Source organism: Streptomyces sp. Go-475 (assembly GCF_003330845.1).
Classification (GTDB): domain Bacteria; phylum Actinomycetota; class Actinomycetes; order Streptomycetales; family Streptomycetaceae; genus Streptomyces.
Genome location: NZ_CP026121.1, coordinates 21255 through 34876, shown reverse-complemented (window position 1 = coordinate 34876; position 13622 = coordinate 21255). Strand labels below are relative to the sequence as shown.

Here is a 13622-nt window from a genome sequence, read left to right as displayed (position 1 = left end):
CCTGTCCCTCACCGCGGCCGCGCCGGCCGCCGCCGCGGTGTGCCCGCCGGAGGCCCGCGTTGATCCGTTCCACCCGGGTGAGAGCCCTGCTCGCCCTCACCGTGCTCGCCCTGTCCCTGTTCATCACCTTCACCGTGCCGGTCCGCCTCGGTCTGGACCTGCGCGGCGGCACCCAGATCGTGCTCGAAACCCGCTCCACCGCCACCGCGAAGGCCGGCCCCGAGGCCACCGACCGCACCCTGGAGGTGCTGCGCGGCCGTATCGACGCGCTCGGCGTCGCCGAACCCTCCCTGCACCGCTCCGGCAGCAACCGGATCATCGTCGAACTGCCCGGCGTGCAGGACCCGAAGAAGGCGGCCGACGTACTGGGCCGCACCGCCCAGCTCACCGTCCACCCCGTGTCCGCCCTGTTCGACGACGCCCCCGACCCCCTGCCGAAGCGGCCCCGCGAGTACGTCCTGCCCGACGAATCCGGCCGGCTCCTTCGCCTGGAGGCCGCGGCCCTCACCGGACAGGACGTCAAGAAGGCCGAGGCCCGGTTCGACCAGCAGACCGGCGCCGGATGGCACGTCACCGTCGACTTCGACGCCTCCGGGCACGGGAAATGGAGCCGGCTGACCGGTCAGGCCGCCTGCCACCCGGCAGGCGATCCCGCGCGCCGCATCGCCATCGTCCTCGACGAGAAGATCATCTCCTCGCCGCAGGTCGACCCGTCGGTGACGTGCGAGAACGGCATCACCGGCGGCACCACCCAGATCACCGGGTCCTTCACCGACAGAGAGGCCCGCGAACTGGCCCTGCTCATCAGCGGCGGCGCCCTGCCCGTGCCCGTGGAGACCGTCGAACAGCGCACCATCGGCCCCACCCTGGGCGCCGAGGCCATCACCGCCAGCGCCTGGGCCGCCGTCATCGGCACCGCCCTGACCGCACTGTTCATCATCACCGTCTACCGGCTCATGGGCGCCCTCGCGGTACTGGCCCTGGCCGCGTACGGACTGATCTCCTACGCCGCCCTGGCCGCGCTCGGTGCCACCCTCACCCTGCCGGGCCTGGCCGGTTTCGTCCTGGCCATCGGCATGGCCGTCGACGCCAACGTCCTCGTCTTCGAACGCGCTCGTGAAGAGCACGCGAACCGCCGCCGCTCCAGCGCCCGCTCGGCCCTGGCCGCCGGCTTCCGCAAGGCCTTCAGCGCGATCGCCGACTCCAACATCACCACCCTGATCGCAGCCGGTCTGCTCTTCCTCCTCGCCTCCGGCCCCGTGCGCGGCTTCGGTGTCACCCTGGGCATCGGCGTCCTCGCCTCCATGATCAGCGCGTTGGTCGTCACCCGGGTCCTCGCCGAGCACGCCGCGTCCCGCCCGTGGGTACGCCGCCGCCCCCACCTGACCGGACTGGCCACCGCCGGCCGGGTCCGCGACCGCATCGAGCGCTCCCAGCCCCGACTGACGCGCCGGCCACGCCGCTTGCTGGCCCTCTCCGCCGCCGCGCTCGCCCTGGCCGCCTCCGGCATCGCCGTCCGCGGCATCGACATCGGCGTCGAGTTCACCGGCGGCCGCCTGATCGAATACACCACCACCCGCCCCGTCGATCCGGACCACGCCCGCGCCGCGCTCGCCGACGCCGGCTTCCCGCGCGCCGTGGTCCAGTCCTCGGGCGACGACGCCCTGACCGTACGCACCGAGGAACTCACCGACACGCAGGCGGACACCGTCACCCGCACCCTCACCGCACTCGGCGGCGACACGGAGAAGATCCGCGACGAACTGATCGGCCCCAGCCTGGGCGAGGAACTCCGCCGCAACGCCCTCATCGCCCTCGGCGTGGCCCTCGCCGCCCAACTGCTGTACCTGGCCGCCCGCTTCCGCTGGCTGTTCGGCACCGCCGCGGTCGCCGCGCTCGCCCACGACGTCGTCATCCTGGCCGGCGTCTTCGCCTGGCTCGGCAAGCCCCTCGACGGGGTGTTCCTGGCCGCGCTGCTGACCGTGATCGGCTACTCCGTCAACGACTCGGTCGTCGTCTTCGACCGCATCAGGGAGCTGTGGCGACGCGACCGCACAACCCCCCTGCCGCACATCGCCCGTCAGGCGATCCTGCAGACGCTGCCCCGCACGATCAACACCGGCATGGGCGCCGCCCTCATCCTCTCCGCCCTGGCCGTCCTGGGCGGAGACACCCTCACCGACTTCGCCCTCGCCCTGCTCATCGGCCTGGCGATCGGCACGTACTCCTCGGTCTTCACCGCCACCCCGCTCGCGATCGAGATCAACCGGCACACCACCCCGACCCGGCACACCACCCCGACCCGAACCCGACGACACCGACCCTGAACCACCGGACGCCGAGGGCTCGTCCGCCGGGACACGGTCCGCGAATCGACGGATTCATCTCCACCTTCCATGGGCAAGAGGCCTGCGAGTGTCATGAGCACGACTGCCCTTCCCCCACAAGGAGGTCGATCATGCGCGTCCGTACGCTGACCGGCGGTCTCGCCGCCGCCTGCCTGATGGCCCTGTCACTGACGGGCGGCCACGCCGCGGCCGCTTCCCCCGGCCCGGCCGACACCACCCTCGCCGCCCGGGTCCTCACCTACGACGCCGGCGGCGCAGCGGAGTTCAAGAGCGCGGTCGACCGGGGCGCGGCCATCTGGAACGCGAGTGTCGACGCCGTCGAGCTCCGGCCGGTCACCGCCGGGCAACGGGCGAACATACGAATCCTGGCGGACAACGGCTGGCCGCGCGCCCTGCCCACCACCCTGGGCAACGGAACCGTCTACATCGGACGCCAGGCCGTCGACCAGGGCTACGACACCATCCGGATCTCCGCCCACGAACTCGGGCACATCCTGGGCCTGCCCGACCGCAAGCCCGGACCGTGCTCGAGCCTGATGTCCGGCTCCAGCGCGGGCATCTCCTGCACGAACCCGTACCCGAACGCGGCGGAGAAATCGGAGGTCGAAGCCAACTTCAGCCGCGTGCTCACCGGCCGGACCCCGGCGCCACGCGCCGAACTGATCGTGGACTGACGCCTACCGCCTGATCACGGCCGCCATCGGAACAACTGCCGCTGACCAGAGGGGAGGCAATGGCGCGCCGGGGCCGGATCAGCCGCGACGTCCTCGCCGGCCGGCCCGGCCCCGGGGCGACGGGGCCGGGCCGTAACCACCTGCCGCCTAGGCCCCGTTACGGCCCCCCGCCGGACGCTGCCACCAAGCCGCCGTCGCGTCGCGCAGGGTGTTGGTGCCGCAGTGCACCTCACCCATCCCGAGGTGGTACGTGTACCAGTCGTCGATGTACGACACCTTCAGCCCGACCCGCTGGTAGGCGGCGGTGACGGCTTCCGTGAAGATGTCCTTGCCGCCGATGACGGGCCCCCACTGGCGCGGCGCGAGGTAGCGGTCGCGCGCCAGGAGCACGCCGTTGACCGCGCCGGGAACGTACGCGCTGGTCATCACCGTCGGCGCAGCCGCCGCGCGCGGGGCGGCCGGGTTCTCGGCGAGCCACTTCTGCTGGCCGCGGTCCCCGAGGCTGTCCACGAGGTCGGAGCCGGCGCCCATGCGCGTCAGACGCGGCACCGGAATCTCCTCGCCCTCGGCGGTCAGGGCCTCCGAGTCACGGGTGTACAGCGCGGGCACCCGCACGATCTCCGCGTCGGTGACCCCCGTCTCGCGCTTGAGGACCTCCAGGTTGGCCGCGATGCGCCGCGCCGCCATCTGGTTGTCGGCCACCAGGTGACGGGAGGCGAGCGCCTGGTCGATGGTCTCCTTGGGCGCCGGACTGTCGCTGCGGCCCGGGACGGAGAACATCTTGGTCTTGCCGTGGCCGTCGCGCTGGGCGTCGCGCAGCAGCCCCAGCCCCGCCTCCGGGTCGGCGACGCCGATGCGCCAGCCGCGCGGGGTGTCGGCGGGCAGGAACTGCACGAACTCGTCGACGTGCCCGACGCCCAGCCAGGAGGTGTCCAGCAGCAGCGGGTCCTGCAGGCCCTGCGACGCGAGCATCGTCCGCATCACCTTCGACGGACGCGCCCCGCTGTCCTTGCGCTCGCCCATGATGATCCGCCCGGCCGGGAACGAGCGCCCGTTGTGCGCGTACGGCGGGATCGTCTCCAGGTTCCCCATGGAGTTCAGTGACCAGTCGTCGGGCTCCGCCCGGTCGGTCACCTGCACGACGCCGATGTCCCGGCCGCGCACCTTCTCGAACAGTTCCCGGCCCGCGTCCCGGTTCGGCTGGGCGGAACGCAGCATCACCCGCATCACGTGCCGCCGGCCGCCCGGCCCGGTCATGCTGACGTAGGCCGGCTCGACGAAGTCCTGGGCCCAGGGGTCGGCGTACTTCGTGAACTTGACCAGCGGCGCGGTGACCCCGGCCTGCTCGACCTCCTTCGCGAGTTCGGCGACGAACTTCTGCTGCAGACGGCTGTACGGGCCCTGCCCCTGGACCTCGCTCACCATCACCTGCTGGGTGTCCTGCAGGTGATGGTGGGTCAGCAGCGGTGCGACGCGCAGGGTCACGGCGTCGGAGGTGGACTTCCCGCCGGAGGTCACCGTCAGCCGGACCACCGCGCGGCCGTCCCACTTCGCGCGGTCCCGGACGACGTCGGTGGCCTCGACACCGAACTCCGCACCGGCACGCAGCTCGGCGGCGGTCAGCCGGGTCTCGGACGTCACCAGCACCCACTTCCCGGCCCGCTTGAGGAAGAGGTGCGCGTGCTTGCCGCCCGTGGTGAGCTTCAGGCTGCCCTTGGCGTCGGCGGGAAGCCCCGGCAGGGGCACGGATCTGACCCGGGCGAGGTCGGCGGCGTCCTCGGTGCCGTTGACCTGCGTGTCGGAGCCGTCGTTGCACGCGGCCAACTTCGCGTCGGACAGCGGGCTGCCGCCGGGCCCGGTGACGGGGCACCGCTTGGCGTCGTCGTCGATGTTGGGCAGGTAGACGGCGCCACGCTCGACGGACCAGCCGTCCTCACCCTTCTTGTCGCTGCCGCCGGTGACATCGACCCGTCCGTCGCGGTTCACATCCGCCCGCAGGTCGGCGCGTCCCGCCGCGTCGGCGGCGAACGCGGGTCCGGCCGGCCCGGCCAGCACGGATCCCGCGGCGGCGATGGCCAGCACCACCGACCCGGCCGGGTACAGGCGCGGACGTATACGTGTACGTGAACGCACAGCACGTTCCTCTCAGTTGCGGGGTTTCGCCCTGCAAGAGGAAGGACAGTGGCTGTGCGTTCCCTGTGAGGCGGGAGTCGCTTTCCACAGCGGGCCCCGAGGAGGCCCCGCACGGTCACGGGCTCGGCGGCGCCTGCCGGTCGACCGCGATGCCCAGCCGGTCCGCCACGGTCGTGAGGGCCGTGCCCAGCGGGAGCGCCACCCGGGTCAGGGCGTGCCGGTCGCCCCGGGTCGGGTCCCGGTTGACGATCAGCACCGGCTTCCCGGCCTGGGCCGCCTGGCGGACGAAGCGGAGCCCGGACATCACCGTCAGCGAGGAGCCCAGGACCAGCAGCGAGGACGCCGCCCGGACCAGCTCGCGGCAGTGCTCGACACGCTGCGGCGGCACGGTCTCGCCGAAGAACACCACGTCCGGTTTGAGGATGCCGCCGCAGACCGTGCAGGGCACCACGCGGAAACCGGCGACCTGGTCGTCCGTGAGGTCGGCGTCACCGTCCGGATTGATCCCGGCGGCCACCGGCTCGAACCCCGGATTGGCCTCCTCCAGCCGCCGGGCCAGCTCGCGGCGCGGGCTGCGGGCGCCGCAGGACAGGCAGACGACCCGGTCCAGGGCGCCGTGGAGTTCCACGACGTCCTCGCTGCCGGCGGCCTGGTGCAGGCCGTCCACGTTCTGCGTGATGACGCCCGCGAGCAGACCGTGCCGCTCGAACGCGGCCACGGCCCGGTGCCCGGCGTTGGGCACGGCCCGGCCGAAGGTGCGCCAGCCGAGGTGGCTGCGCGCCCAGTACCGGCGCCGGGCCTGGGCGCCGCCGACGAAGTCCTGGTACGTCATCGGTGTGTGCCGGCTCAGGCTCCCGCCCTCGCCCCGGTAGTCGGGGATGCCCGACTCGGTGGAGAGGCCCGCTCCGCTGAGCACCAGCACACCGCCGGTGCCCAGCGCGTCGGCGACCGGCTCCAGGTCCGTGGTCCCCGGCGGCAGGTCCTCGGCAGGTGTCCAGCTCAAGGTGGGGCGCATGCGCATGCCGTCAGGGTACGGAACGGCAGCCCCGCCCGGTGCGCGCGCGGGGACGAGCAGCAGCCCCCGGAGACGCCGACACGGTCGTGTCCCGAAGACACACGCGATCAGTGCTGAAACCCTCTGAACGGGACAGACGGTCGGACAGCGGCGCGTGCCCGTCCCGCGCCGCCCGAGCGAGGGATGAGGTGAGCGATGCGTGCGGTGACTGTGCGACCCGGCACCAAGGACTCCGTGGAGGTGAGGGAGGTGCCCGACCCCGCCCCGGCCGCGGGCGAGCTGTTGGTGGACGGCCTGGCGGTGGGGGTGTGCGGAACGGACAAGGAGATCGCCCGGGGCGAGTACGGCTCCGCCCCGCCGGGCCGCGAGCGGCTGGTCCTGGGACACGAGTCCCTCGGGCGGGTGCGCCAGGCACCCCCCGGAAGCGGCTTCTCGGCCGGTGACCTCGTCGCCGGGGTGGTGCGCCGCCCCGACCCCGAGCCGTGCGGGGCCTGCGCACGCGGGGAGTTCGACATGTGCCGCAACGGCCGCTACACCGAGCGCGGCATCAAGGAGATCGACGGTTACGGCGCCGAGGCGTGGTGCGTGGAGACCGAGTACGCGGTGAGGCTGGAGCCGCAGCTGGAGCGCGTCGGAGTGCTCATGGAACCGACCACCGTGGTGGCGAAGGCGTGGGAACAGGTCGAGCGTGTCGGTGGCCGTTCCTGGTTCGAGCCGCGGCGCGTCCTGGTGACCGGCGCGGGCCCCATCGGCCTGCTCGCCGCGCTCCTCGGCACGCAGCGAGGCCTGGACGTGCACGTCCTCGACCGCGTGACCGAGGGCCCCAAGCCCGGCCTGGTGCGGGACCTGGGCGCCACGTACCACGCGAAGGACACCGAGCAGGTCGTCACGGCCGTATGCCCGGACGTCGTCATCGAGGCGACGGGCGCGAACGAGCCCGTGCTGGCCGCCCTGACCGGCACCGCGCCGTACGGGGTGGTGTGCCTGACCGGCGTGTCACCCGCCGGGCGCCGGATGACCGTCGACGCGGGCGCGATCAACAGGGAGATCGTGCTGCAGAACGACGCGGTGGTGGGCTCCGTCAACGCCAACCTGCGTCACTACCGGCAGGCCGCCGACGCCCTGGCCGAGGCCGACCTGTCGTGGCTGGAGCGCGTGATCACCCGGCGGGTGCCCCTGGAGCGCGCGACGGAGGCGTTCACCCCGCGACCGGACGACGTCAAGGTAGTCGTCGATCTCTAGACGATGGCAACGAGAACTCGAAGGGAAGGTGCCGGATGTCTCAGGACTCCGCTCCGCTGGTCGTGGTCATGGGCGTGTCGGGCTCGGGGAAGACGACGGTGGGCCGCTCGCTGGCTCAGAGCCTCGGTGTTCCCTATGCCGAGGGGGACGACTTCCACCCCGAAGCCAACGTGGCGAAGATGCGGGCCGGTCACCCACTGGACGACGAGGACCGCCGCCCCTGGCTGGAGGAGATCGCACGCTGGCTGACCGGCCACGCGGACAGCGGAGGGGTGGTGACCTGCTCGGCACTGAAGCGGCGCTACCGCGACCGGCTGGCCTCCGCCGCCCCGCGCGTGTTCTTCCTGCACCTCGACGGCTCGCCCGAGCTGATCGCCGCGCGGCTCACCGCCAGGCGCGGCCACTTCATGCCGCCCGACCTGCTCCGCACCCAGTACGCCGACCTCGAACCGCTGGGGGAGGACGAAACCGGGGCGGCCGTCCCGATCGACGGTACGCCGGAGGAGACCGCCACCCTCGCCCACACCGCCGTCACCTCACCCTGAGCGGGAAAGCAGGACGAACCGGTGGCAGAAAAACACGAAGGCAAGGAGACCTCTCCTTGCCTGTCTCAAGTTATAGCGCACAGGGGGGCTTGCGGCAAGGCCCCGGGGACGGCGCAGAATCGTCGACCGAGACCAGGACCTGCGAAAACGGGGAACGAGGGTGCGTGTGTTGTCGTCGACGTACAGGTACGTGCTGGACCTTCAGGAAATCGACGGGACACAGCTCGCCGTCGCGGGCGGCAAGGGCGCGCACTTGGGCGAACTGTCACGGATCGAGGGCGTCAGCGTCCCCGGCGGCTTCTGCGTGACGACGGACGCCTTCCGGCGGACGATGGCGGAGGCGCCGTCGATCGACGACGACCTCGATCGGCTGTCGCGCGTGGACCCGGACGACGTGGAGGCGATCCGCACGCTCAGCGCGCGGATCCGCCGCACCATCGAAGACACCGCCGTCCCGGCCGACATCGCGGCGGCGATCACCGGCGCGCTCGCACCGTTCGGCGAGGAGGCCGCCTTCGCCGTCCGTTCCAGCGCCACCGCCGAAGACCTGCCGACGGCCTCGTTCGCCGGCCAGCAGGACACGTACCTCAACGTCGTCGGCGCGTCGGCGATCCTGCGGCACGTCAGCCGCTGCTGGGCCTCGCTCTTCACCGAGCGGGCCGTGACCTACCGCCGGCGCAACGGCGTCGACGACCGCACGGTCCACATGGCGGTGGTCGTGCAGCGGATGGTCTTCCCGCAGGCCGCGGGCATCCTGTTCACGGCCGACCCCGTCACGGGCAACCGTAAGGTCGCCACCGTGGACGCCGGCTACGGCCTCGGCGAGGCCCTGGTCTCCGGCCTGGTGAACCCGGACGTCTACAAGGTCCGCGACGGCGAGGTCGTCGCCAAGACGATCGCCGCCAAACAGCGCGCCGTGCAGGCCCTGCCGGGTGGCGGTACGCAGCAGGTGACGATCGACGCGCAGCGGCAGGAGCAGCCGGCGCTGACGGACGCCCAGGTCGTGCGGCTCGTGCGGCTCGGGCGGCGGATCGAAGCGCACTTCGGCCGTCCGCAGGACATCGAGTGGTGCCTGGCCGACGACGGCTTCCGGATCGTTCAGAGCCGGCCGATCACGACACTGTTCCCCGTCCCCGAGACCGGCGACCAGGAGAACCACGTCTACGTCTCCGTCGGCCACCAGCAGATGATGACCGACCCCATGAAGCCCCTGGGGCTCTCCATGTGGCAGCTGACGGCCATGGCGCCCATGCACGAGGCCGGCGGCAGGCTGTTCGTCGACGTCACCCGGCGCCTGGCCACGCCCACGGGCCGCGCCGGCCTCCTGGACCTCGTGGGGAGGGGCGACCCGCTGGTCAGGGACGCGCTGGAAACCGTCCTCGAGCGGGACGATTTCGTCCCGTCGCTCCCGGACCGGGGCCCCGGCGGGCCACCGCCCGGCGGCGCCCCGGCCCCGATCGAGACCGATCCGGCCCTCGTCACCGAGCTGGTCGAACGCAGCCAGGCCTCCATCGCCGCCCTGAGGCGCGACATCCGGACGAAGAGCGGGCCGGCGCTGTTCGACTTCCTCCTGGAGGCCTTCGCGGAGCACAAGCGGGTCCTCGGCGACCGGCTGAGCATGCAGGTCATCATGGCCGGCATGGATGCCACATGGTGGCTCAACGACAAGCTGCTGGAGTGGCTGGGGGAGAAGAACGCGGCCGACACGCTCACACTGTCCGCCCCCGGCAACATCACCTCGGAGATGGGACTGGACCTGCTCGACGTCGCGGACGTCATCCGCCCGCATCCGCACGTGGTGGCCTTCCTGCAGGGCGTCGAGGACGACGACTTCCTGGACGAGCTGCCGAAACTCCCGGGCGGGACCGAAGCACGCGACGCGATCGAGGCCTACCTCGACCGGTACGGAATGCGCTGCGCCGGCGAGATCGACATCACCAGGCCCCGCTGGAGCGAGCGCCCCGGCATGCTCGTACCGGCGATTCTCGACAACGTCAGGAACTTCGAACCGGGCGCCGCCCGGCGGCGCTTCGAGCAAGGCCTGCAGGAGGCGCGGAAGAAGGAGCGGGACGTGCTGTCGCGCCTGCGGGCCCTGCCGGACGGGGACCGGAAGGCCGACGAGGCCAAGCGGATGATCGACCGGGTCCGCACGTTCATCGGGTACCGGGAGTACCCGAAATACGACATCGTCAGTCGCTACTTCGTCTACAAGCAGGCCCTGCTGGGGGAGGCCGAGCGGCTCGTCCGGGCCGGGGTGCTCGCCGAGCGGGAGGACGTCTTCTACCTCACCTTCCAGGAGCTCCACGAGGCGGTGCGCTCGCAGCGGGTGGACGACCGGCTCATCCGGCAGCGCGCGGAGGCGTTCCGCTCCTACCAGGCCCTCACCCCGCCCCGGGTGCTCACCTCGGACGGCGAGGCCGTCGACGGGGCGTACCGGCGCGACGACGTGCCGGACGGCGCCCTGGTCGGCCTGGCGGTCTCCGCCGGGACCATCGAGGGCAGGGCCCGCGTCGTCCTCGACATGGCGCAGGCCGATCTCCAGGCGGGCGACATCCTGGTCACGGCCTACACGGACCCCAGTTGGTCGCCCCTGTTCGTCGGCATCGCGGGTCTCGTCACGGAGGTGGGCGGCCTGATGACCCATGGCGCGGTCATCGCCCGCGAGTACGGCCTGCCGGCCGTCGTCGGCGTCCATCAGGCCACCCGCCTGATCCGGGACGGGCAGCGCATCCGCGTCCACGGCAGCGACGGGTACGTCGAACTCCTCCCGTGACCGCCGACTCGCGGGCGGGGCCGGCCCCACCCCCGCCGGGTCGCCCGGGCAGGTCATCAGGCAACGTAGGGGCCCGGCGGCGAGACCGTTCGTCGCCGGCGGTGGCGGACGCCGTGTCCTTCACCGAAAACGGAAGGAAGCCGCACGTATGCGCATCACCCCGGCCCACGACCTGGGCGAGGCGCGCCGATGAGTGGAGCCGAGGAACCCGTCCTCTTCCACACCACCGGACGCGCCGCCCGCATCACCCTCAACCGGCCTCGGGCCCTCAACGCCCTCACGCACACCATGGTCCGCCGCATCGACGAGGCACTGACCGCGTGGGAACACGACCCGGCCGTGGAGACCGTGGTCATCACCGGCGCGGGGGAGCGCGGCCTGTGCGCGGGCGGTGACATCCGCGCCATCCACGACGACGCCCGCGACGGCGACGGCTCGGCCTCCCGGGCGTTCTGGCGCGACGAGTACCGCCTCAACGCCCGGATCGCCCGCTACCCCAAGCCGTACCTCGCCGTGATGGACGGCATCGTGATGGGCGGCGGCGTCGGTGTCTCGGCACACGGCGGCGTCCGTGTCGTCACCGAGCGGTCCCGGGTCGCCATGCCGGAGACCGGTATCGGGTTCGTACCGGACGTCGGCGGCACGTACCTGCTCGCCCGGGCCCCCGGCGAGCTGGGCACCCACCTCGCCCTGACCGGGGCCCAGGCCGGCGCCGGCGACGCGTTGCTGTGCGGCCTCGCGGACCACTACGTGCCCTCGGCCTCGCTGGGGCGCCTCCTGGACTCTCTGACCGAGCTGTCCGCGAGCGAGGCGCTGGCCGGCGTGGCGCGGACGGCCCCGCAGGGTGTCCTGGCCGGCCGGCGCGACTGGATCGACACCTGCTACGCCGCTGACACCGTCGAGGAGATCGTGCACCGGCTGCTCGCACACGGCGACCCCGAGGCCAAGGAGGCCGCGGAGACCCTGCTCACCAGGTCACCGACCGCCCTCAAGGTCACCCTCGCGTCCCTGCGCCGGGCCCGGGCACTCGGCTCGCTGGACCGCGTCCTGGAGCAGGAGTACCGCGTCTCCTGCGCCGCCCTCGGCACACCCGACCTGGTCGAGGGGATCCGCGCCCAGGTCGTCGACAAGGACCGCAGGCCGCGCTGGTCGCCGAAGACCCTCGCCGACGTCACCGACGCCGACGTCGAGCGCTTCTTCACCCCTCCTGGCCGGCACGACCCAGGTCTCGCGGCACCGCCCGGCGCCGCTGCGGAGGATGCCGGGTGAGCACGCCCGTCACCGGTCCCCACCCAGGTCGGGCGGTGCCGCCCCAGGATCCACGAGGTGTCAGAGCATCAACAGCAGCCGCGTATGGGACACGAGCTTGCGGTTGACGCTGGTGCTCTGCACGAAGATGGTGAAATCGTCGTTGTGGTCCGGCTTGACGCGCACCACGGTGTTCGGCAGGCCCAGCAGCGTTCGGGCCGCGGGCCCCGTGTACACGCGGTCCGTCTTCTTCTCGAGCACCGCTATCTGCTTCTGCGCCTGGATCTTCTCGGACTTGCTCAGCTGGTAGAACGCCGCGCCCGTGCGGTAAGGGTGCCCGCACTCGATGACCCACTCCCGGATCCCCGCGTCGCGAGCCACCGGGATCAGCTGGTACTTCGACGGATCGACCGGGGTGAGACCGGCGGCCTTGATGGTGTCCTTGTTGACCGCGTCCGCGCCGGTGGAGAACACCGCCCGCGATCCCCGGATGCCCTGCGTGCGGCCCACCATGAAGTTCTCGGTGGCCTGCCGGATGACCTGCCCGGCCTCCTCCAGGCCCTGTGTGCTGGTGGCGTCCCAAATGGCGATGTTGTCCCTGGGGAAGCCGCACTGCATGGCCTCGCGCTTGCCCATCTGGTCGGGCACCAGGACGGCCAGTGTCCAGTTGTCCTGCTGGGTCGCCATCATCTCGGCCACGGCCTTGACCAGTTCACGCGGATCCCGGGCGGGGGAGTCCTCGCAGCGGTGGCTCGCGTTCTCCTGTCCGTCGGTCAGGACGAACGTCAGGAAACTGTGGTCGCCGTACAGTTGGGCCGTCTGGGCCAGTTCCCTCTGCGACTTCAGCGCGGCGGCCAGCAGGGCTGTCATGCCGCCGGGCCGGTACAGCTGCTTCAGCGACGGCATGCGCAGCACGTCCTTGTCGTAGATGACGCACTCCACCTTGTCGGCGAACACGTACACCGTGACGCGCGTTTCCTGGTCCAGCTCCCTCGAACGGCGCGCGAGATAGGCGATCTGCTGGTCGGCGACTTCGACCACCTTGCCGCTCAGATGCGACATCGACGAGCTGGCATCCAGCACGAGCGCAACGTGGTTGATGTAGTTCTGGCTTCCGGTCGTCACAGCTCCCCCTCGTTCCGGCTTGGTGTTCCCACCTTCTCACCCACCACTGACAATCGATCTTGGATCCGGCACCCGGGGCAAGGGGTGCGCGCACCCCAGAGGGTGAGGAGCACCTTGGTGGCGCGGCGTTCGTCCGCCCACACGCTCATGACCCATGAGCGTGTGCATGACTACTCCGCGCATAGGTTCTGTCTCCTTGCTCTGTGACGGGGCTTTTCTGTGACGGCGGCGCCCGTTCGTTCTTCAGCCCGTCCCACCGAATGCGTCGGCGGCCCGGGCGGGGGAGGCGGGCGACGGCCCCGGACGGCGGTGCTGGACCAGCGCGACGGTGACGGCGGGGATCAGGGTCAGCGCCGCGACGACCGTGCCGACGGCGGCGGGGCCAGCCCGTGACCCCCAGGGAAAAACCGATGGCCAGCCCGGCGATCCAGGAGCCGACGGCGTCAGGCCGTCGACACCCCGCCCCGCGTCCAGTGGATCCTCGACTCCATGACGCGACGAAGACCGGCTCAGACTCCT

At 71.9% G+C, this 13622-nt stretch carries 9 protein-coding genes; 6 read left to right on the top strand and 3 right to left on the bottom strand.

The features are described 5' to 3' along the window. Window positions 1-59 precede the first annotated feature (59 nt). On the top strand, window positions 60-2327 hold the full coding sequence (secD, locus tag C1703_RS00165; RefSeq protein ID WP_114249926.1) for a protein translocase subunit SecD: 2268 nt from the start codon (window positions 60-62) through the stop codon (window positions 2325-2327). 131 nt (window positions 2328-2458) lie between these two features. Continuing rightward, window positions 2459-3022, top strand: a complete 564-nt coding sequence (locus tag C1703_RS00160; RefSeq protein WP_114249925.1) for a snapalysin family zinc-dependent metalloprotease — start codon at window positions 2459-2461, stop codon at window positions 3020-3022. Window positions 3023-3169: 147 nt separating this feature from the next. Here C1703_RS00160 and C1703_RS00155 read toward each other — a convergent pair whose 3' ends face one another. Beyond that, on the bottom strand, window positions 3170-5155 hold the full coding sequence (locus C1703_RS00155) for a protein-arginine deiminase domain-containing protein (RefSeq protein ID WP_232840361.1): 1986 nt from the start codon (window positions 5153-5155) through the stop codon (window positions 3170-3172). A 115-nt stretch (window positions 5156-5270) separates the two neighbouring features. Then, on the bottom strand, window positions 5271-6176 hold the full coding sequence (locus C1703_RS00150; RefSeq protein WP_114249923.1) for an NAD-dependent protein deacetylase: 906 nt from the start codon (window positions 6174-6176) through the stop codon (window positions 5271-5273). A gap of 189 nt (window positions 6177-6365) precedes the next feature. Between C1703_RS00150 and C1703_RS00145 the strand changes: the two genes are divergently transcribed. From C1703_RS00145 to C1703_RS00130, 4 genes are all read left to right on the top strand, one after another. Next, window positions 6366-7412: a glucose 1-dehydrogenase gene (locus tag C1703_RS00145; protein ID WP_114249922.1), complete on the top strand. Its 1047-nt coding sequence runs from the start codon at window positions 6366-6368 to the stop codon at window positions 7410-7412. A 35-nt stretch (window positions 7413-7447) separates the two neighbouring features. Next, entirely contained in the window at window positions 7448-7957 is a 510-nt protein-coding gene (locus C1703_RS00140) for a gluconokinase (protein WP_114249921.1), read from the top strand. Window positions 7958-8123: 166 nt separating this feature from the next. Further along, window positions 8124-10730: a rifamycin-inactivating phosphotransferase gene (rph, locus tag C1703_RS00135; RefSeq protein ID WP_114249920.1), complete on the top strand. Its 2607-nt coding sequence runs from the start codon at window positions 8124-8126 to the stop codon at window positions 10728-10730. 189 nt (window positions 10731-10919) lie between these two features. Then, a complete protein-coding gene (locus C1703_RS00130) occupies window positions 10920-11999 on the top strand; it encodes an enoyl-CoA hydratase/isomerase family protein (RefSeq protein ID WP_114249919.1) in 1080 nt (359 codons plus the stop codon). Between the two features lie 60 nt (window positions 12000-12059). Here C1703_RS00130 and C1703_RS00125 read toward each other — a convergent pair whose 3' ends face one another. Continuing rightward, a complete protein-coding gene (locus C1703_RS00125; protein ID WP_114257212.1) occupies window positions 12060-13040 on the bottom strand; it encodes a VWA domain-containing protein in 981 nt (326 codons plus the stop codon). Between the last annotated feature and the right edge of the window lie 582 nt (window positions 13041-13622).

What these genes read in the sequence shown, in the direction of transcription:
- C1703_RS00150 (WP_114249923.1), bottom strand. Translation starts at nt 6,176, where the DNA reads ATGCGCATGCGCCCCACCTTGAGCTGGACACCTGCCGAGGACCTGCCG.
- C1703_RS00160 (WP_114249925.1), top strand. Translation starts at nt 2,459, where the DNA reads ATGCGCGTCCGTACGCTGACCGGCGGTCTCGCCGCCGCCTGCCTGATG.
- C1703_RS00130 (WP_114249919.1), top strand. Translation starts at nt 10,920, where the DNA reads ATGAGTGGAGCCGAGGAACCCGTCCTCTTCCACACCACCGGACGCGCC.
- C1703_RS00140 (WP_114249921.1), top strand. Translation starts at nt 7,448, where the DNA reads ATGTCTCAGGACTCCGCTCCGCTGGTCGTGGTCATGGGCGTGTCGGGC.
- C1703_RS00145 (WP_114249922.1), top strand. Translation starts at nt 6,366, where the DNA reads ATGCGTGCGGTGACTGTGCGACCCGGCACCAAGGACTCCGTGGAGGTG.
- C1703_RS00125 (WP_114257212.1), bottom strand. Translation starts at nt 13,040, where the DNA reads ATGTCGCATCTGAGCGGCAAGGTGGTCGAAGTCGCCGACCAGCAGATC.